This window comes from Rhizobium sp. AP16, from assembly GCF_000281735.1.
GTDB lineage: Bacteria > Pseudomonadota > Alphaproteobacteria > Rhizobiales > Rhizobiaceae > Rhizobium > Rhizobium rhizogenes.
The window spans coordinates 1-19,761 of sequence record NZ_AJVM01000032.1; the positions used below are offsets into that span (position 1 = coordinate 1).

General features: G+C 61.6%; 20 protein-coding genes and 1 tRNA gene. 11 read left to right on the forward strand and 10 right to left on the reverse strand.

The features are described from left to right. Window positions 1-28: 28 nt before the first annotated feature. A tRNA-Gln gene (locus PMI03_RS13045) sits at window positions 29-102 on the reverse strand. A 158-nt stretch (window positions 103-260) separates the two neighbouring features. On the opposite strand from PMI03_RS13045, the gene PMI03_RS13050 reads away from it, so the two are divergent. Next, a complete protein-coding gene (locus PMI03_RS13050; protein ID WP_007693827.1) occupies window positions 261-563 on the forward strand; it encodes a cupin domain-containing protein in 303 nt (100 codons plus the stop codon). Beyond that, window positions 560-1,468, forward strand: coding sequence for an MBL fold metallo-hydrolase (locus tag PMI03_RS13055; RefSeq protein ID WP_007693828.1), 909 nt, complete (start codon window positions 560-562; stop codon window positions 1,466-1,468). The genes PMI03_RS13050 and PMI03_RS13055 overlap by 4 nt, the downstream gene beginning before the upstream one ends. 6 nt (window positions 1,469-1,474) lie before the next feature. Here the strand turns inward: PMI03_RS13055 and PMI03_RS13060 are convergent, their stop codons facing one another. Continuing rightward, a complete protein-coding gene (locus PMI03_RS13060) occupies window positions 1,475-2,407 on the reverse strand; it encodes a DUF1499 domain-containing protein (protein ID WP_007693829.1) in 933 nt (310 codons plus the stop codon). Window positions 2,408-2,641: 234 nt separating this feature from the next. On the opposite strand from PMI03_RS13060, the gene PMI03_RS13065 reads away from it, so the two are divergent. Together PMI03_RS13065 and PMI03_RS13070 are read left to right on the forward strand one after the other, a co-directional pair. Then, window positions 2,642-3,067, forward strand: coding sequence for a hypothetical protein (locus tag PMI03_RS13065; protein ID WP_007693830.1), 426 nt, complete (start codon window positions 2,642-2,644; stop codon window positions 3,065-3,067). A gap of 87 nt (window positions 3,068-3,154) precedes the next feature. Further along, entirely contained in the window at window positions 3,155-3,430 is a 276-nt protein-coding gene (locus PMI03_RS13070; RefSeq protein ID WP_007693831.1) for a hypothetical protein, read from the forward strand. A gap of 23 nt (window positions 3,431-3,453) precedes the next feature. On the opposite strand, the gene ppdK is transcribed toward PMI03_RS13070, so the two are convergent. Continuing rightward, a complete protein-coding gene (gene ppdK / locus PMI03_RS13075) occupies window positions 3,454-6,120 on the reverse strand; it encodes a pyruvate, phosphate dikinase (protein WP_007693832.1) in 2,667 nt (888 codons plus the stop codon). 197 nt (window positions 6,121-6,317) lie between these two features. On the opposite strand from ppdK, the gene PMI03_RS13080 reads away from it, so the two are divergent. Both PMI03_RS13080 and PMI03_RS13085 read left to right on the forward strand, forming a co-directional pair. After that, entirely contained in the window at window positions 6,318-6,593 is a 276-nt protein-coding gene (locus PMI03_RS13080; RefSeq protein ID WP_234884832.1) for a type II toxin-antitoxin system RelE/ParE family toxin, read from the forward strand. 9 nt (window positions 6,594-6,602) lie between these two features. Continuing rightward, on the forward strand, window positions 6,603-6,938 hold the full coding sequence (locus tag PMI03_RS13085) for a HigA family addiction module antitoxin (RefSeq protein WP_007693835.1): 336 nt from the start codon (window positions 6,603-6,605) through the stop codon (window positions 6,936-6,938). Between the two features lie 14 nt (window positions 6,939-6,952). Here PMI03_RS13085 and PMI03_RS13090 read toward each other — a convergent pair whose 3' ends face one another. From PMI03_RS13090 to PMI03_RS13105, 4 genes are all read right to left on the reverse strand, one after another. Beyond that, complete coding sequence (locus PMI03_RS13090) at window positions 6,953-8,278, reverse strand: hemolysin family protein (RefSeq protein WP_007693837.1); 1,326 nt, start codon at window positions 8,276-8,278, stop codon at window positions 6,953-6,955. 141 nt (window positions 8,279-8,419) lie between these two features. Next, on the reverse strand, window positions 8,420-11,881 hold the full coding sequence (locus tag PMI03_RS13095; protein WP_007693839.1) for a chromosome segregation SMC family protein: 3,462 nt from the start codon (window positions 11,879-11,881) through the stop codon (window positions 8,420-8,422). Window positions 11,882-12,040: 159 nt separating this feature from the next. After that, window positions 12,041-12,778, reverse strand: a complete 738-nt coding sequence (locus PMI03_RS13100) for a DsbA family protein (protein ID WP_007693841.1) — start codon at window positions 12,776-12,778, stop codon at window positions 12,041-12,043. Window positions 12,779-12,945: 167 nt separating this feature from the next. Next, entirely contained in the window at window positions 12,946-13,443 is a 498-nt protein-coding gene (locus tag PMI03_RS13105) for a DUF721 domain-containing protein (protein ID WP_007693843.1), read from the reverse strand. Between the two features lie 98 nt (window positions 13,444-13,541). Here PMI03_RS13105 and mutY point away from each other — a divergent pair, with 98 nt between their 5' ends. The 3 genes from mutY to PMI03_RS13120 are packed head-to-tail and all read left to right on the forward strand — an operon-like array spanning window position 13,542 to window position 15,632. Further along, window positions 13,542-14,630 (forward strand): A/G-specific adenine glycosylase, encoded by a 1,089-nt coding sequence (mutY, locus tag PMI03_RS13110; RefSeq protein ID WP_012651066.1) that lies wholly within the window; start codon window positions 13,542-13,544, stop codon window positions 14,628-14,630. 17 nt (window positions 14,631-14,647) lie between these two features. Continuing rightward, complete coding sequence (locus PMI03_RS13115) at window positions 14,648-15,262, forward strand: HAD family phosphatase (RefSeq protein WP_007693847.1); 615 nt, start codon at window positions 14,648-14,650, stop codon at window positions 15,260-15,262. 4 nt (window positions 15,263-15,266) lie between these two features. Next, window positions 15,267-15,632 carry a nuclear transport factor 2 family protein gene (locus PMI03_RS13120; RefSeq protein ID WP_007693849.1) on the forward strand — a complete coding sequence of 122 codons (366 nt, stop codon included), beginning with the start codon at window positions 15,267-15,269 and terminating at the stop codon, window positions 15,630-15,632. Between the two features lie 171 nt (window positions 15,633-15,803). Here PMI03_RS13120 and PMI03_RS13125 read toward each other — a convergent pair whose 3' ends face one another. The 3 genes from PMI03_RS13125 to PMI03_RS13135 all read right to left on the reverse strand — a co-directional run bounded on the left by PMI03_RS13125 (window position 15,804) and on the right by PMI03_RS13135 (window position 17,754). After that, window positions 15,804-16,934 carry a site-specific DNA-methyltransferase gene (locus PMI03_RS13125; protein WP_007693852.1) on the reverse strand — a complete coding sequence of 377 codons (1,131 nt, stop codon included), beginning with the start codon at window positions 16,932-16,934 and terminating at the stop codon, window positions 15,804-15,806. Window positions 16,935-17,053: 119 nt separating this feature from the next. Beyond that, complete coding sequence (locus PMI03_RS13130) at window positions 17,054-17,428, reverse strand: antibiotic biosynthesis monooxygenase (protein ID WP_007693853.1); 375 nt, start codon at window positions 17,426-17,428, stop codon at window positions 17,054-17,056. Continuing rightward, a complete protein-coding gene (locus tag PMI03_RS13135; protein WP_007693855.1) occupies window positions 17,425-17,754 on the reverse strand; it encodes an NIPSNAP family protein in 330 nt (109 codons plus the stop codon). Before PMI03_RS13135 ends, PMI03_RS13130 begins: the two co-directional genes overlap by 4 nt. Window positions 17,755-17,825: 71 nt before the next feature. Here PMI03_RS13135 and PMI03_RS13140 point away from each other — a divergent pair, with 71 nt between their 5' ends. Further along, complete coding sequence (locus PMI03_RS13140; protein ID WP_007693857.1) at window positions 17,826-18,545, forward strand: helix-turn-helix transcriptional regulator; 720 nt, start codon at window positions 17,826-17,828, stop codon at window positions 18,543-18,545. Between the two features lie 136 nt (window positions 18,546-18,681). Then, window positions 18,682-19,755, forward strand: a complete 1,074-nt coding sequence (locus PMI03_RS13145; protein ID WP_007693859.1) for a serine hydrolase — start codon at window positions 18,682-18,684, stop codon at window positions 19,753-19,755. Window positions 19,756-19,761: the final 6 nt, after the last annotated feature.

Below are 19,761 nucleotides of genomic sequence, written 5' to 3' on the forward strand. Positions count from 1 at the left end.
CATGTGTCCAGAACGGACCAAATTGCAATGGCTGGGGCGCCTGGATTCGAACCAGGGATGGCGGTACCAAAAACCACTGCCTTACCGCTTGGCTACGCCCCACCAGAGTGACATGGCGACGATCCGCGCCAAATCACCGCCTGATTAGCAAAGGTCGCATCCGCTCACAATCATTAAGTTATAGGTGAGCGCATATTTTTATACGCTTCCCAAGTGGCTATGCTAGGTCTTGTCATCCCCAAATCCCATCAGGAGACCCAATGAGCCAGTATCGTGCCCGCCCGCCCGCTGTCCCCACCGTGCTTGTCGACGATGATGTCGTGCGGATTACCCGCTGGGATTTCGAGCCGGGCGCCGATACCGGCCACCATGTCCATGGCCTCGGCTATGTCGTGGTGCCGATGACCGACTGCCAGTTCCTGCTGGAGGAGCCGAGCGGAGACAGGCGCGTCGACATTGCCAAGGGCGCGGCCTATCGGCGGGAAGCCGGCGTCGAGCATAATGTGGTCAATGCCGGCTCCGAGCCGATGTCCTTCATAGAGGTCGAATACAAGCGATCATGAGCAATCCAGACTTCGATCTTGCCTTCGAGGCCGCCTACGGCCGCGCCGTGCCGGTTGCGCCCGGCATCGAACGGATGACGGTCAACAATCCCAGCGCCTTCACCTTTCACGGCACCAACAGCTATATCGTCGGCGGCTCGTCGGTCGCAGTCATCGATCCCGGTCCGGAGAATGAAGAGCATTTTGCCGCGCTGATGGCGGCGCTGAAGGGGCGCGAGGTCACGCATATCTTCGTCAGCCACACCCATCGCGACCACTCGCCGCTCGCCAAGCGGCTGAAGGAGGCGACGGGGGCGCTGACGGTCGGCCAGGGGCCGCACCGGGCGGCGCGGCCCCTGCATGAGGGTGAGGTCAATCCTTTCGCCGAGAGTTCGGACACGGATTTTCGGCCGGATATCACGCTTGGCGATGGAGAAAGCGTCTCGGGGGACGGTTGGCAGCTGACCGCGCTTCTGACGCCCGGCCATACGGCCAATCATGCCTGTTTCGCGCTAGAGGGCAGCGGCGTCGTCTTTTCCGCCGACCATGTCATGGCCTGGGCAACGACGATCGTCGCGCCGCCGGACGGCTCCATGGCCGACTATATGGCCTCGCTCGAGCGACTGCTTGCCCGTGACGACCGCCTGTTTCTGCCCGGCCATGGCGGCCCGGTGAAGGAGCCCGCTTCCTTCATGCGTGGCCTGCGAACCCACCGGCGCATGCGCGAGCGCGCCGTGCTGGAGCGTATCAAGGTCGGAGACCGGCTGATCCCCGACATGGTCAAGGCCATCTACCGCGACACGGACCCGCGCCTGCATGGTGCCGCCGCCCTGTCAGTGCTGGCGCATCTGGAGGATCTGGTGGAAAAGGGTCAGGTGCTGACGGACGGGCCGCCGGCGCTGCTCGGGGCTTACAGGCCCGCCTAAACCAGGTCAGCTTCCGGCAATGCCCAGGAGCTCGGCGTCCAGCGCCTTCAAATAGCTTTCGGCGATATCGGCGCTGATACCGAGATCATCCTGACCGTAGCGCGAGGCGACGCGGACATCGACCAATGTCGTCTCCGCCTCCTCGCGCAGGCGGATCAGCACATCGAAAGGCAGGCCGAAAATGCGGGTGCGGGTCTGCCCCTGCAAGACGACATCGGTATTCTGGCGGATGAGATCGGCTACGCCGTCGCGATAGGGGCGCGGCGTCGGCACCGGGATGATATCGGGCATGTCGGTGACGGCGCTGTCATCCGCCGTCGGGCTCGGGCGCTGCCGGGGCGTGCGACGGCGCGGTCTCTGATCGCCGTTCGGATCGACCAAATCGGTGCCTTCAACCTTGACGATGGTGATGTGATTGTCACTGGCGACCTTGCGCACGGCTTCAAGCACGCGGTCGGACGCCCCCTCATAACGGCGACTGGTGAGCGCGGGATAGGCGACATTCTGCGCCTCGCGATCCCCTGATGTCACAAGCCGCCTGGCCGGCAGCCAGAGTTGCTTGGCCTCCGGCGTCGCCAGCCATTCCGGAGCGTCGGTGACATCGGTGGACACATCATAGATCGCCGGCCGGCTCCAGTAGCGCTCGACACCAACGCCGACGATCGCCAGCGGCAGCGCGGCATAGATCAGCGCTTTGACGGCAGAAACTCCGCCGAGCGCCGCCATCCGCCAGAGCTGCGTGAGGCCAATGACCGCAAGCAGCACCGCAAGAGCTGCGAAGCCAGCCGAAACCAGCAGCAGTAGAACGAAATAGGGTGTCTCCAGCGGCCCGAACCGATGGCCGATCAAGATCACCCCGCACAGCACCAGCGCAAAAGAAGCAATCAGGCGCGCGGCGCGGGCGGCATGCGAAACGGGACGGTCGAAACGAATGGTCATCAAGGGCTCGTCGGCGCGTCGGATCGGAAAGCGGATGAACCGAATCCCTGGGGCTGATCCCATGTTTAGAGCAAGAAACGGCGAAAATAAATCGGATGTCGCGGCACGGATAAACAAGCTTCGACTGCGAGCCGATTTGGTATCGCCTAGCACAAAAACGTGAGTACTTGCTTAAATTCCGAAAAAAGGCCATGATTTTCGTGTTTTACCGTGGCTATGAAAGGACTTGAGGAGATGGGAACGAAGAAATCGCCCGACATCGCCGCCAAGCCATCGCCTGCATCGACCGGCGTGGCTGCCGATGCCAGCGAGCCTGCCCTGCCGCTCGAACTGCTGGAACTCGAGCTTTCGCTCGATGGTTTTTCCGGTGGGGAAGCGGGATTTTGCGAAGCGGTGCGAACCGCCGCCAGAGCTGTGGGCGGCGAACTCCTGTTCGATCTTCCGGCCACCGGACTGATATCGGAATACCGCCGGCTGGCCGTTCTGTGGATACCGGAGGGCGGAGAGAACATGCGGATCATCTTCGCGGCGCTCGACCTGGACGGAGCGGAAATTCGCGTGCTGGAGCCGAGTGAGGAAACCGAGCATCTGCTCAGCTTCACCGATGCCTTCGTCGATCTGCTGCAACGCCTGCCGGAAAGGCTGGACGACGCCGCCTGAACGTTTTAGCCGTGCGACAGGCCTTTCGCGCCCTGCCGCACGGCATTATGATCTCGGCCTGCACATCTCAATCCAGGACATAGAGTCATGCGTATTTCTCCGGCACTCCTCCTCATCGCCACGGGCTTGCTCCTATCCGGCTGCCAGACGGCGGAAGAGATCCGAGCGGCGGACCAGTCGAGATGCAGCGGCTACGGCTTCAGGCCCGGCACGCAGAATTTTGCGAATTGCATGATGAACCAGGATTTGAGTCGCCGCGCCGACCAGCGTGCCTTCATGGAAAGCAATGACGATTTCTTCTGGGGACCGCCCTATGTCATCGGGCCGCGCTATTATCATCATCGCGGCTACTGGCGGCGTTGATCGCGCCGCCACTCGCGTGAGCGTCAGATCCTGGCCTTGATGGCCGCCTGTGCCGCCGCGAGTCTCGCGATCGGCACGCGGAAAGGCGAGCAGGAGACGTAATCCAGCCCGATCTCCTCGCAGAAATGGATCGAGGCGGGATCGCCGCCATGCTCGCCGCAGATGCCGAGTTTCATGTCGTTGCGGGTGCGGCGGCCGCGTTCGGTCGCGATGCGGATCAACTCTCCCACCCCATCGAAATCCAGCGAGATGAAGGGATCATGCTCGATGATGCCCTTGCGCTGGTAGGTCGGGATGAAAGCGGCGGCATCGTCGCGCGACATGCCGAAGGTCGTCTGCGTCAAATCGTTGGTGCCGAAGGAGAAGAATTCGGCCGCCTCGGCGATAATATGGGCGCGAAGTGCTGCGCGCGGCAGCTCGATCATGGTGCCGACGAGATAGTCGATCTTCATGCCGGCTTCGGTCATGACGGCACCGGCGACCTCGTCGATCCGCGCCTTGACGTAATCGAGCTCGGAACGCAGACCGACCAGCGGCACCATGATTTCCGGAACCACCGCCGCACCCGTCTCCTTCGCGGCGGCAACCGCCGCCTCGAAGATGGCACGGGCCTGCATCTCGACGATTTCGGGATAGGAAATCGCCAGCCGGCAGCCGCGATGGCCGAGCATGGGGTTGAACTCATGCAGTGCGTCGACCCGCTGGCGAAGGATGGCAGGCTCCATGCCCATGATGCCGGCGACCTCGGCGATCTCCTCGTCCGTCTTCGGCAGGAATTCGTGCAAGGGCGGGTCGAGCAGGCGGATGGTCACCGGCAGGCCGTGCATGATGGTGAACAGGCCGGTGAAATCGAGCCGCTGCATCGGCAGGAGCTTGTCGAGGGCTGCGCGGCGCCCCTCCTCGCCTTCCGCAAGGATCATCTCGCGCATCACATGGATACGATCGCCTTCGAAGAACATATGCTCCGTGCGGCAAAGGCCGATGCCCTCGGCGCCGAAGGCGCGGGCGGCGCGAGCGTCCGCCGGCGTATCGGCATTGGTCCGCACCGTCATGCGGCGCGAGCGGTCGGCCCACTCCATAATGCGGCCGAAATCGCCGGAGAGCTCCGGCTGGATCATCTGCACCTCGCCCTTCAGCACCTGGCCGGCGGAACCGTCGATGGTGATGATGTCGCCCTTCTTCAGGGTAATGCCGATGCCGATCAGCTTTTCGTTGCGCATGTCGAGGCGCATGGTGCCGGCGCCGACGACGCAGGGCAGGCCCATGCCGCGGGCGACGACCGCCGCATGGCTGGTCATGCCGCCGCGCGTGGTGAGGATCCCCTCGGCGGCATGCATGCCGTGAATATCCTCGGGGCTGGTCTCGATACGCACGAGGATGACCTTGCGGCCCTCCTCCTCGGCAGCGATCGCCTCCTCGGCAGTAAAGACGATTTCGCCCGTGGCCGCCCCCGGCGATGCTGGAAGGCCGGAGCCGATGACTTCGCGATGGACGCGCGGGTCGATGGTTGGATGCAGGAGCTGGTCAAGCGTCGAGGGCTCGATGCGCGAGACGGCCTCATCTTCGGTGATCACGCCCTCGTCGACCATGTCGACCGCCACCTTCATCGCCGCCTTGGTGGTGCGTTTGCCGGCGCGGGTCTGCAGCATCCAGAGCTTGCCGCGCTCGATGGTGAACTCCAGATCCTGCATGTCACGGTAATGCGTTTCAAGCTGGGTACAGATGCGGCGGAATTCGGCAAAGGCCTCCGGCATCAGCTTTTCCATCGACGGCCGATCATAGCCGGAAGCGATGCGGGCAGCCTCGGTGATGCTCTGCGGCGTGCGAATGCCGGCGACGACATCTTCGCCTTGTGCATTGACGAGGAATTCGCCGTAAAGCTCCTTCTCGCCGGTCGATGGATTGCGGGTGAAGGCGACGCCGGTCGCCGACGAATTGCCGAGATTTCCGAAGACCATGGCCTGGATATTGACCGCCGTGCCCCAAGCCTCCGGAATATTATGCAGATGGCGATAGGTGACCGCGCGCGGGTTCATCCAGCTGGAAAAGACGGCGCTGACCGCCCCCCAAAGCTGCACTTCCGGTTCCTGCGGAAAGGCCTCGCCGAGTTCCTCTTCGATGACGGTCTTGTAGAGCGAGACCACATGCTGCCATTCGACGGCGGACAGATCGGTATCGAACTCATGGCCGAGACGGGCCTTCTCGTCCTCGAGGATCTCCTCGAAAACCTCGTTGTCGAGACCCATGACGACATCGGCATACATCTGGATGAAGCGGCGGTAGCTGTCCCAGGCAAAGCGGGCATCGCCGGCATCGTGGCCGAGCGCCTGCACCGTGGCATCGTTGAGGCCAAGATTGAGGACGGTATCCATCATGCCGGGCATAGAGGCGCGCCCGCCGGAGCGCACGGAGACGAGCAGCGGCTGCGCGGTATCGCCGAACTTGCGCCCGGTGATCGCTTCCATCTGCTTCAGCCCCTGCATGACCTGCGGTTTCAGCTCATCCGAAACGTTGCGGCCGTTCTTGTAATAGAAAGCGCAGGCATCGCTCACGATCGTCAGGCCGGGCGGAACCGGCAGGCCAAGGCTGCACATCTCGGCAAGATTGGCGCCCTTCCCCCCGAGCCGCTCATAATCCTTAGCGCGACCCTCGGCCTTGCCATCGCCGAATGTATAAACCCACTTGGTCATTTTCCCCCGTCCAACTCCTTAAGCTGAACTTAATTCATTGAGACGGAAAAGAAAATCGACAAATGCGGCAAATTGTTGCGCTGCACAATAAATATGGGATCATGGCCCTTAAAACCATGCCTGCCGCAGCAAATTCGTAAAGCGTAACTTGACGCACTACGGCATATTTACTATTTAAAGCCATGAAGATCAGAAACGTGATCCATAAAGGGCTACGCCGCTTCATCGAGGAAGATGATGCCTCTGGCCTGCAATCTGCCTTCGTGCCGAAGCTACGGCGAATTATCTCTTTCCTTCAGGATATGGAGCAGGAAGAGGAATTGCGGACGGTTCCGAGTTGGAAAGCCCATCAACTGACGGGCGACCGCAAGGGCACCTGGAGCCTGTTTGTTACGAAAAACTGGCGATTGACGTTTCGAATAGACCGGACGGAAATTGAGATCATCGACCTCGATTATGAAGACTATCACTAGGAGGTGGTCATGAACGCTATACAGGGCATCCGCATGAAAAACCCCGCCCATCCGGGCGGTTTTGTCAAAAGCGAGATCGTTGAGGCTCTTGAGCTTTCCGTCACCGATGCCGCCAAGGCCCTCGGCGTCACGCGCCCGACCCTTTCCGCTCTTCTCAACGAACGAGCGCATCTTTCGCCGGAGATGGCTCTCAGGATCGAAAAAGCATTCGGCGTGTCCATGGATACGCTGATGCGAATGCAGAATAGCTACGACATTGCTCAAACTCGCAAGCGAGAGGGAGAAATCGAGGTCACGCCATTCCAACCGAAGCTCAACGGTCTGCCGTCAACGCAACCTAAATGATCCTAAACAAATAACTAAGCCCCCGGCTCCCGCCGCGCCAATATCTTGTCGATCCGCATGCCGTCGAGATCGATGATCTCGAAATGCCAGCCGTCGAATGTGAAGCTTTCGCCGACGTCCGGCAGATGGCCCAGATGATAGAGCGCAAAGCCCGCGAGCGTGTGGAAGTTGCTGTCTTCTGAGCGATCGCGCAGGCCGAGCCGCTCGAAAGCGTCGTAGGCCGGCATCATGCCTTCCATCAGCAGCGAACCATCAGCGCGCTCGACGACATCCGGGCTCTCGTTTTCCATGTCAGGCAGATCGCCGGCGATGGCCTCCAAGAGGTCCGTCTGCGTGACGATCCCCTCCAGGCTACCATATTCATCGATGACCATGGCAAGGCGGACAGGCGCGCGCTTGAAGCTTTCCAGCACCTTGAAGACGGCGGTTGCTTCGTGGACGATCAGCGGCTGGCGAATGACCGCCATCGGATCGAGCGGCTTGCCGTTCAGAAGCTGATCGAGGAGATCCTTCTTCAAGACCATGCCGATCGGCTCGTCTATCGATCCGCGGCTGACGAGAAGCTGTTCGAAACGGCTCTCCCGAATGGTTTTTTGTATCTCCTCGGGCGTGTCGTCGGCATCGATCCAATCGATTTCCAGCCGGGGCGTCATGATGTCGGAGACGTCCCGGTCGCCGATGTTGAAAACGCGTTCGACCAGTTCCTGCTGCGCCTGCTCCAAAAGACCGGCTTCCTGGCTTTGGGCGACCAGAAGCTTGATTTCCGCCGGCGAATGCAGCGAGCCTTCGCCGGTGCCCGGCCGCAGACCGAAAAGCCGAAGAACCAGATTGCCGAGGCCATTCAGCACCGTGATCGCCGGGCGAAGCAGGAAGAGGAAGAGGCCGAGCGGCCGCACGACACTCAGCGCCGTACCTTCGCTGCGCTGCAATGCCAGGCTCTTCGGCGCGAGTTCGCCAAGCACGATATGCAAGGCGGTGATGATGATGAAGGAAATCGCAACCGCGACAGCATGCGATCCGGCAGCGGCCCAGGAGCCGGGCAGAAAAGCGAGAAGCGGCTCAAGGAGATGGGCGAGTGCGGGTTCACCGACCCAGCCAAGCGCAAGCGAGGAGATGGTGATGCCAAGCTGCGTGGCCGCAAGATTGGCGTCGAGATTGTCGACCGCCTTTTGCAGCGCCTTGGAGTTCATCCGCCCTTCGGCGACCAGCTCTGTCACGCGGCTGCGTCGCACGGACACGAGAGAAAACTCGGCGGCGACGAAAAATCCATTGGCTGCCACAAGAAACAATACGGCGAGTATTCCGAGGATATCGAAAATACTGCCATCAGACCCAGACATGCTTCCCTTCCGGGCGGTTCAGCGCCACGTATTATTGATCGAAAACAAAACTATCACGCTTTGTAGCTGTACGGCAGCCGAAGCGGCAATTTCTTGTCGATATGGAAACAGTTTTCTCTCTTTCCAGTCGGGAGAATGCGCTTAGGCTATTTCTCGCAGCCGCTCGGCGGTCTGCAGGTCGACGGAGACGAGCTGGGAAACGCCCTGCTCGGCCATGGTGACGCCGAAAAGGCGATCCATGCGCGCCATGGTGATGGGATTGTGGGTGATGACCACGAAACGTGTCTCGGTCGAGGCGGACATCTCATCCATCAGATTGCAATAGCGCTCGACATTGTGGTCGTCGAGCGGCGCGTCCACCTCGTCCAGCACGCAGATCGGCGCGGGATTGGTGAGGAACACGGCGAAGATCAGTGCCATGGCCGTCAACGCCTGCTCACCGCCGGAAAGCAGCGTCATGGTCTGCGGCTTCTTGCCCGGCGGGCGGGCTAAGATTTCGAGGCCCGCTTCCAGCGGATCGTCGGATTCGATCAGTTGCAGTTCGGCCGTGCCGCCGCCGAAGAGATGAGTGAACAGCCGCTGGAATTGCGCGTTGACGACATCGAAAGCGGCAATCAGCCGTTCACGGCCTTCGCGGTTGAGGCTCTGGATCGCGCCGCGCAGTTTACGGATGGCGTCGATAACGTCATCGCGCTCCTTGATCAAGGCCTGTAGCCGTTCGGTCAACTCCTTGCTTTCCTCCTCGGCCCGTAAGTTGACAGCGCCCAGGCGCTCGCGCTCGATCCTTAGCCGCTCCAGCTCACGCTCGATCTCGCGAGGATCGGGAATATCCTGCATCACCGCCAGCCCGGCGAGCCGCAGCGCCTCGTGCGGTTCGACATTGAGCGCCTGGCGGATACGCAGCTCGCTCTCCTGCCGGCGCTCGCGAGCCGACACCAGCCGCTCCTCGACACGACCGCGCTTTTCACGGCTTTCCGCCAGTTCGGACAGGGCCGTCGTCGCTTGCCGGTCGGCGTCGCGCTGCACGATTTCCGCTTCGGCCAGGCGGTCGGCCGCGGCGCGACGGGCCTCCTCGGCCTTTTGCAACTCATTCATCAGCGCGCGGCGCTTGTCGTCGAATTCGTCCGGGGCGAGGTCAAGCTCGGCGGCTTCATCGCGCGCCTCTTCCTCGCGGTCGCGCAGGGTCTGGATATGCTCCTCGGCGCTGGCGGCACGTTGGTGCCAGCCGTCGCGCTCCTGCTGGATCGCCAGGATACGGCGCTGCCGGGCCTCATTTTCCCGGTTCAATCCCTCATGTCGGGCGCGGGCCTCGGCCAGCACGCCGCGATCGGTCGCAACTTCCGCCTGCTGGTCGCGCAGCTTGATATCGATAGCCGTCAGATCGGGCGCGTCTTCCAGTTCAATGCGGGTATTTTCATCCTGCACCGTCACTTCTTCCATCTGCGCCTGCAGCTGGCTGACAGCCTCGGTGATGATATCCCGGCGGCGGATCAGATCGCCGGAGGCGCGTTCGGCCGCAACCAGGGCTTCACGGGCTTCAGCGAGATGTCGAGCCGCAAGGCGGCTGGCATCACGGGCAACAGCCAGGCGGCCTTCCTCTGCCCGGATTGCCTCACCGGCTGCAGCCAGACGCTCTTCAGCCTCATGCAACACATCGCGCGCAAGTTCGGCCTCGGCCTCAAGCTCGGCAAGGCGATTTTTCTGCGCCAGCCGCAGGGCCGCGGCACTGGGCGCATCCGCCCCGGTCACATGCCCGTCCCAACGATAGACGGCGCCTTCCTTGGTCACGAGCCGCTGTCCCGGCTTCAACGCCGGCATGAGACGCAGGGCATCCCCGGCCGCGACAAGGCCGATCTGGCGCAAGCGACGCGTCAGGGCAGCCGGTGCGCCGACATGGGAAATCAGCGGCTTTACGCCTTCCGGCAAGACGGGATCGGCGGTGCCGCTGCCATTGTCCGACCAGTACGCGGGTGCCTGCGGATCCAGCGGCGATTCCAGATCATCACCGAGCGCCGCGCCAATCGCGGTCTCGAAGCCGCGATCGACACGCAGCTCTTCGGCAACCGGCGCGAAGGTGCCGGAGGCGGCGCCCGCTGCCAGCATCTTCGAGATCGTGCGCGCTTCCGTTTCCAGGGCATTCAGCCGCGAGCGGGCCTGATCGGCCGGGGCGCGCGATAGAGCTTCGGTTTCGCGAGCCTTGGCAAGAGCCGTCTCGACGCGCTGGATTGCCGCATCGGCATCGGCAACGACGCCCTCAGCGGTTTCGACCATATCGCGCTTTTCGCCGGGATCCGGCAGCACGGCCATCTTCTCGTCGATGGCGGACAGCTCACGGTTCGCCTCGTCCATCTGGCGTTCCAGCCGCATCTTGCGATCGGCGAGATCGCGAATGGCGCGTTCGAGCTGGTTGCGCGCGGCGGCGGCCTCGGCGCGTTCGGCCGTCAGCGCGGTGAAGATGCCTTCGCTATCTGCAAGCTTGGACGCGGCCTCCTCGAAAGCCTCGCGCGTCTCCTCGGCAAGCCGGCCGGAATCCGCAAGGATATCGGCAATATCCGCCTCTTCAGCATCGAGCTTGGCCAAGATCGCGGCGTTGTCGGCGACAAGACGCTCCTCACGACGGATATCCTCGCCCAGTTGCGCCAGCCGGCGGGTCAGCTCGTCGCGACGGCGCAGGATGCGATTGGCATCTTCTTCCAATTGATTGCGGGCAAACTGCAGCCGTTGCAGCGCGGCTGCAGCCTTTGCCTCGTCGTCACGCAGCTCCGGCAGCTTGAAGCTGGCAATACCTTGCGCCTTCGCCGCCTCCATCTGCAGCTGCGCCTTTTCGGCGACCAGGACGGTTGCCTGGTTGAGGCCGCTGTCGGCCTCCGCTTCCGCCTCCTTGGCCTGCACCCAATGGATATGCAGCAGCATGGCCTCGCGAGCGCGGATATCGGCGGACAGTGTCTTGAAACGGTTGGCCTGACGGGCCTGACGTTTCAGGCTCTCGATCTGGCTTTCGAGCTGCGAGGTCACGTCGTCGAGACGCTCGAGATTGCCTTCGGCGGCGCGCAGGCGCAGCTCCGCTTCATGCCGGCGCGAATGCAGGCCGGAAATGCCGGCCGCCTCTTCGAGAAGCTGGCGGCGGGCCTGGGGCTTCGCCTGGATCAGCTCGCCGATACGCCCCTGGCCGACCATGGACGGCGAGCGCGCGCCGGTCGACGCATCGGCAAACAGCAGCTGCACATCCTTGGCGCGGGCCTCCTTGCCGTTGATGCGATAGAGCGAACCCTGCTCGCGCTCGATACGGCGCGTGACCTGGATTTCATCGCTGTCGTTGAAGGCGGCGGGCGCGGTGCGATCGCTATTGTCGAGATAGAGGCCGACTTCCGCGGTGTTGCGCGCCGGCCGGTTGCCGGAGCCGGAGAAGATCACGTCGTCCATGCCGGAGGCGCGCATGTTCTTGTAGGAATTCTCGCCCATCACCCAGCGCAGCGCCTCGACAAGATTCGACTTGCCGCAGCCGTTCGGGCCGACAACGCCGGTCAAACCGCGCTCGATGACGAATTCCGCTGGTTCCACGAAGGATTTGAAGCCGACGAGACGAAGCCTGTTGAACTTCATGGGCCGATCTCCACCCTCCCCTTGAGGGGGAGGGTCGGACCAAAGGTCCGGGGTGGGGTGATCATCTGTTCACCCCAGAGATCACCCCCCTCAAGAGGGAGGCAGCGAAAAGCGGGCGCGCAGGTTTCCCCGCCGCCCGCCATTTGCAAAATGCGCGGGTCAGAGAAGGCTGTCGATAAGCTTCGACATGGCACCAACCGACATGTCTCCTGCGTAACGCTTGCCGTTGATCAGGAAGGTCGGTGTCGCATTGACGCCGAAATCCTTGGCTGCACGTTCCCTAACTGAGTTGACATCATCCAGAAGCTTCTGGTTCGTCAAGCACTTCGTAAAGCTATCCTCAGTAAAACCTGCAAGTTTCGACATTTGCAGCAGTGCGGCACGGCCATCGACGTCAGGCGAAGCCCAGGCGATCTGCTGTTTGAACAGCATTTCGACCATCGGCATGTACTGTTCCTGCGGCGCGCAACGGGCCAGCATGAAGGCGGCGGCAGCGCGCGGATCGAACGGGAATTCGCGGATGATGAAGCGAACCTTGCCGGTATCGATGTACTTCTGCTTGATGGCGTCGAAGGTGGTGACGGCGAAATGCGCGCAGTGCGGGCAGGTCAGCGACATGTATTCGACGATCTTGACTGGAGCATCTTCCTTGCCGAGCGCGATTTCCGGCAGGGAGCCGGGCTTCAGCACTTCGTTCATGTCGACGCTGCCATCGGCCGTGGGAATTTCATCCTCTGGCGTGGAGGCCGTGCTGGTCGTCTCCTGCGCGCCACCAGCCGTCGTGGCGTTGGCGGCGGATGCGGTGTCGGCAAAGGCAGCGAACGCTACCGAGAGGGCCGCAACGGCACTGCCGCCCAGCAGGTGGCGTTTGGTCAAGAGCATGTCGGACATCGGCATAGAGTCACCCGTCGTTTAGGAGGTCTGTGAATGGTCCATTGCGATATAACGGCTGGTTGCCGCTAACAAGGCACGGTTGACCAACTTTCTTCAAAGAATTGTGACCTGGAGAAGACGGAGAGATTAAATTATCGTCAGAATTGCATGGGGATGGCGATTGAAGCGGTTTATCTTCCTCGCTTCCAGACCATCGCCGTCCCCAGTCTCTGGATTGCAGCCCGCAGCTTGTCGTCCTCGATACCATCCATCATCCCCTCCAGCTTGCGGGCCGCCTCGCCCTTCAGCGGCGGCGGAGTGCGGGAGCGTCTTGAGGCAACCGAGACAGGCTTCTGGACGATACGGATCTGGCTGACGGCGTGGAAGCCAAAGAAGCCGTTGATGCGCTGGATGAGTTCACCCTGGGCATGGGTCAGGAACAGGGCGCGGGCACCTTCGCAGGCGATGGTCAGCACGCCGGGCTGATAGCGGCCCTCCTCGCCCGAGCCTACACGCTTGGCCCAGGCAATCTTTTCAGGCCGCGTGCATTCGGCGAAATCCTCGCCGGCGATTTCGTCCCAGGATCCGAGCAGTGCCGTATTGATGCCAGCACGCTTTGCCAGCACCGGATCGACGATGCCGTTGGTCAGCTCGGAAATCTGCTTTTCGCCTTTTCGGGGATAACTCATATGATTAGCGGTCCGGAACCTCGTTTGCGCGATCGGGACCTTGATCGTCCGACGCAGCTTGGCCAAGTATAGAGCACTTCCCCTCGATGCGGCAAATCATGACGATGACATCTCAATTCCCGACGGCCGCATCCCTGCTTGCCTGGTACGACCGCCATCACCGCGACCTGCCCTGGCGGATCTCGCCGCCGATGGCGGCGCGGGGCATCCGACCCGATCCCTATCATATCTGGCTGTCGGAGGTGATGCTGCAGCAGACCACTGTGCCGGCGGTCAAAGCCTATTTCGCCAAATTCCTCGCGCGCTGGCCGACGGTCGGCGATCTCGCGGCGGCGCCCACCGATGACGTCATGGCCGCCTGGGCCGGCCTTGGCTATTACGCCCGCGCTCGCAATCTGAAGAAATGCGCGGAAGCCGTGGCGGCGGAGCATGGCGGGCGCTTTCCCGATACCGAGGATGGGCTGCGAGCCTTGCCGGGGATCGGCGATTACACAGCCGCAGCAGTCGCGGCCATCGCTTTTAACCGGCAGGCGGCGGTCATGGACGGCAATGTCGAGCGCGTCATCTCCAGGCTCTATGCCATCTCGACACCCCTACCCGCCGGCAAGCCCCTGATGAAGCAGAAGGTGGCGTTGCTGACTCCCGCCGACCGCCCAGGCGACTTCGCGCAGGCGATGATGGATCTGGGTGCGACGATCTGTACGCCGAAGCGGCCGGCCTGTGCGCTCTGTCCTTTCAACAACGCCTGCGAGGCGCTGGCCTCGCATGATCCGGAACATTTTCCGGTGAAGGCGGCGAAGAAGGAAAAACCTGTGCGGCAGGGAGCCGCTTTCGTGGCGGTCAATGGCGACGGTGAGATCTATCTGCGCCGGCGCATTGCCAGCGGCCTGCTCGGCGGCATGACCGAAGTGCCGACCACCGGCTGGACGGCGCGGATCGACGGCGAAACCAGTACCGATGCTGCCCCCTTCCCGGCCGATTGGCAGGCAGCGGGGACCGTGACGCATGTCTTCACCCACTTCGAACTGCGGCTGTCGATCTATCGCGCTCAAGTGGCGGCGGGCGCCAACCGCAATGACGGATGGTGGGAACCGGTTACAAATCTTGAAGCGCAGGCCCTGCCGACCGTCATGAAAAAAGCGATCACCCAGGCTATTCCTCTCGCGTTTAGCAAAGCCAGCGCCTAACCATCAGGAAATCATTCATGACGACCGAAATCCGGCACATTGTCTTCGATATCGGCAAGGTTCTCATTCACTACGATCCGAATATTCCCTACAGCCGTATCATTCCCGACAAGACGGAGCGTGACTGGTTCCTCACCAATGTCTGCACCCACGAATGGAACATCGAGCAGGATCGCGGCCGCACCTGGGAAGACGCCGAGGCGCTGCTGATTGCCGAACATCCGGAGCGCGAAGAGCAGATCCGCGCCTTCCGCAAGCATTGGCACGAGATGGTGCCGCATGCCTATGATGACAGCATTGCGATCTTCGAAGGATTGATCGCGGAAGGCCGCGATGTCACCATGCTGACCAATTTCGCATCCGACACGTTTCGGGAGGCGCAGGCGCGCTTCGATTTCCTCAACAAGCCGCGCGGCGTTACCGTGTCCGGCGATATCGGTCTGATCAAGCCGGATGTCGCGATCTATGAGAGGCATGTGAAGAGTTTCGGCCTCGATCCCGCGTCGACGATCTTCATTGACGATTCGCTCGCCAACGTCGAAGGCGCCAAGGCGGCCGGCTGGCATGCAGTTCATTTCACCGGCGCTGCGAAGCTGCGCAGCGATCTCGCCGCCTACGGCATTAAGGTTTGAGCCCATGATTTTCGACCCGGCAGAACGCATCACCCTGTTTCACGACGCCATCAACAGGCTCGACTACGCGACGATCGAGAATTTCTTCGCGGAAAACGCCACCTACGTCTCGAACGGCGTCGGCAGCCTTGCCGGCCGCGAGGCGATCATGGAGGCCTTCCGCGGCTATTTCGACACCTATCCCGATCAGACAGCCTCCAATTCATTGGTGGAAACGCTGACGCCGCTGTCCGGTCGCTCCGTCTGGTCCGTGCGAGCGACAAACAGCAAGACCGGCAAGCCGCTTATTCGCGAGGGCGAAGAGACGATCACCTTCGACGAGGATGGCCGTGTCGTCCGGGTCGATGTGACGGATTATCAGGAATTCTGAGCCGCCAACCTCAAAAAATAACGCCCAGGGTTTTGGCCCTGGGCGTTTCGCCTTCCTCCCTAACTGGAGGTACAAGACAGAGAAAGGCGAGTGTGCGGAATGGGCAGCAGTGCGATCCCGAAAACCGTGGGGCGGTTTTGGAACGGGATCGTGCCTGTCAGATGAGTGGGACTACCCCACCTTCCCCATATCATTGCGGATGATCGCCCGGAGTTCGTCGATCGGGCGCAGGGACTGCCCGTCGTCGAAGTGCCAGAATGTCCATCCGTTGCATGCATCAAGGCCCTGGACTTTCGCGCCGAGGCGATGAATGGAGCCGGCCTCACCACCGGCAGCAACCGTGCCGTCGGCGCGAACGATGGCGCTATGGCGCCGCCGTGCATCCGTCAGCACCTGGCCGGGCTTGATCAGACCGCTTTCAACGAGCACGTTGAAGGCAACGCGGGCTTCAGCCTTCTTGCCGGTCATCACCGTCAACTCCGCCTTGCCGAGCGGTTCGACGGAGGCAATGCGGGCGCTGGCCGCATCGATATAATCCTGCTCGCGCTCGATACCGACGAAGTGGCGGCCGAGACGCTTGGCGACGGCGCCGGTGGTGCCGGAGCCGAAGAACGGATCGAGAATGATGTCGCCGGGCTTGGACGAAGCCATGATGACACGCGCCAGCAGGGCTTCCGGCTTCTGCGTCGGATGTACTTTCTTGCCGTCGTCACCCTTCAGGCGCTCGCCGCCGTTGCAGATCGGGAACAGCCAATCCGAGCGCATCTGCACATCGTCATTGGCGGCCTTCATGGCGTCGTAGTTGAAGGTGTAGCCCTTGGTCTTGGCGTTCGGGCTCGCCCAGATCATCGTCTCATGGGCGTTCTGGAAACGACGGCCCTTGAAATTCGGCATCGGGTTGGTCTTGCGCCAGACGATGTCGTTCAGGATCCAGAAGTTCAGATCCTGCATCGTCGCGCCGACGCGGAAAATGTTGTGATAGGAGCCGATGACCCAGATGGTGCCGGTCGGCTTCAGGACACGGCGGCAGGCCAGCAACCAGGCGCGGGTGAAGGCATCATAGGCTTCGAAGGAAGCGAACTGATCCCACTCGTCATCGACGGCGTCGACCAGCGACTGGTCGGGGCGGTGCAATGTGCCGCCAAGCTGGAGATTGTAGGGTGGGTCGGCGAAGATAACATCGACGGAATGCGTGGGCAGTGCTTCAAGAGCCGCCACGCAATCGCCCTTGATGATCGTGTCGACCCAAGAGCCCGGCGTTGCGGAAGTTCTAAGGTCGGCAAGCGGGAAAACTGACGCCATGTGATACTCGCTGTTACACTGAATCGTTACGCTTAACTGAGTGTTATGGTTACCTAACTTGGTTACCAAAGGCTAAAGCGGGTCTCACATTTCACGATTTCCCGGAAATAAGTCTGTCTTCAGTCGTCGCTAGGCTTCACTGTCCTCGGTCCATCATGCACCATCAGGCTATCGGCCGGCGCCTCGTCCCGTTCGTTCATCCCGTAATCGCGCACCACATGCGCGATGCGCAGGCGGTAATCGGCGAAGACCGTCCCTCGCCCGGCCTTTTGCGCGGCGCGATGGGCTTCACGATTGCGCCATTCCTTCACCGCCGCCTCGTCGCGCCAGAAGGACAGCGACAGGATCTTGCCGCGCGAACTAAGGCTCTCGAAGCGTTCGATGGAGATGAAACCGTCGATCGTCTCGAGTTCGGCGCGTAGCTTGCCGGCAAGATCGAGATAGTGATGACGTTCGCCGAGATAAGGAACGACCTCGAAGATGACGGCGATCACGGCGCCACCTTCGGACCATGCGGCAACGATACGTTTTTCAGGAAGACACGGTCTTCCTTGACGAAGAGACGTTCACGGCGCGCAAAATCGAAGTTCGCCTGACCGAGCGGGTCGGCAGCGAGACGGGTGCGATAGGCCTCATAGGCGGCCAGGCTCTCGATATTGTAGACGCCGTAAGCCGTCGTCGCAGACCCCTCGTGCGGAGCGAAATAGCCGATGAGATCGACACCGTTGCGCGGTATAACCTGGCCCCAGGCCCGGGCATATTCGGCGAAGGCATCTTTTTTGAACGGGTCGATTTCGTAGCGGATGAAACAGGTGATCATGGTTTTCTCCTTCGTTAACGGAGATGTTTTCGCACATTGCCTGACGTCGATGCTTCGGTTACGATCGAAGTATGAAGGAAGGTCCTGACATAGCGCAGATTGGCGCACTCATCGGCGACCCGGCGCGGGCGAACATGCTCACCGCGCTGATGGATGGCCGCGCGCTGACGGCAACGGAGTTGGCGGCGGCCGGCGGTATTACGGTGCAGACAGCGAGCACGCATCTGTCGAAGCTCGAAGCCGGCGGGCTGCTGGCGCAGCGCAAGCAGGGCCGGCACCGCTATTTCGCACTGGCCGACGACAGCGTCGGCAAGCTTCTCGAGAGTATCATGGGCTTTGCCGCCACGCGAGGGCACCTGCGCCATCGCCCCGGCCCGAAGGAACCGGCACTGCGCAAGGCGCGCATCTGCTACGATCATCTGGCCGGCGATTACGGCGTACGCATGCTCGACAGCCTGATTGCGGCCGGCGCGATCTCGGCGGTCGATGAGAGCTTGAGGCTGACGGAACGCGGCGAAACGCATCTCACCTCGATCGGCATAGATGTGACGGGATTGCGTTCGACACGCCGCCCGCTCTGCCGCTTCTGTCTCGACTGGAGCGAGCGCCGCGCCCATCTTGCCGGCAGCCTCGGCAAGGCGCTGCTATCCAGCTTCTTCGACAAGGGTTGGGCGCACCGAATGGAAGACAGCCGCTCAATCCTGTTCACCTCGGAAGGCGAGCGGCGCTTCCTGGCGCTGTTTCCCCTTGAAACCGAGCGCAACGCCAGGGAACTGGAAAGCGCGGATTAAAACTATCGGCAAACCGTCCGGCGCTAGGGCGTGAACATACCAAAATCGTGAATGACTGAGAGCCGACATTGGCCAGCTTCGGGTTCCACGGTGCAAAGCAGCGGTGTATCATCCCCTCGCTCGAAGGGAGAGATCGATGGACAGGCTCGCCGGCAAGATTGATGCGGTCTTTGCCGATATGGACGTGCCGCAGCATCCGGGCGCAGCACTCCTCGTTATCGATCATGACGAGATCACCTACCGCAAGTGTTATGGCCTTGCCGATCTGGAAACCCAGCGGCCGATTACAACGGACACGTCGTTTTATCTGGGCTCGATCTCCAAACAGTTCACCGCCATGGCGATCATGCTGCTGGCTGAGGACGGGAGACTAAACTACGAAGATTGCCTGCCAGCCTATTTCCCGCAGCTTCCATTATGGAGCGCGGAAATTTCCATTCGCCATTTGCTGAATCACACGGCGGGGCTGCCGGGATATATGGAGTTCTTCAGCTCCAACGCAGGGATCCCCGAATGGACCCGCGATGTCACCGGCGTCACCAATGAGGCCGTACTCGAACGAACCATCGGCCTAGCAGGACTGGAGTTCCCCGTCGGCACGCAGTACGCCTATAGCGGCGTGGGCTATACGCTGCTGGCGATGATCGTGGCGATTGTCTCCGGTCAATCCTTTGCCGAATTCCTGCAAGCCAAGGTTTTCGATCCGCTCGGCATGAAGCATACCGTCGTCTACGATGCGTCCCGTCCCACGCGTCACAAGCTGGCGCATGGCTATTGGAAAGACGAGGGTCAATTCCAGCGGTGGGACTACCCCCTGCTGACAGCGGGCGACGGCGGTCTCTTCTCCACGCTCGGTGATCTGTTTCTCTGGGATCAGGCCTTGAATACCGAATGTCTCGTCCCGAAAGCGGTACTGGAGCAAGCCTTTACCTCCGGCGCAACCAATGACGGCGCACCGGTTGGCTACGGCTTCGGCTGGATCACGAATGTCCTTCCTTACTGTAACGCCTCCGAGCGCGAACAACTGCTGGCACTTGGCGGAACTGATCTTCGCCACGTCGCGCACGGAGGCAGTTGCGTCGCCTACAACAACTACATAATCCGCCTTCTTAATACCCAGCGCACGATCATCGTCCTAACCAACCACATGGGCGTTCCAGGCCCCCGGATACGGGCGCACAAGGTCGCGGAAATCCTCTTCGGCTATTGAGAAGGA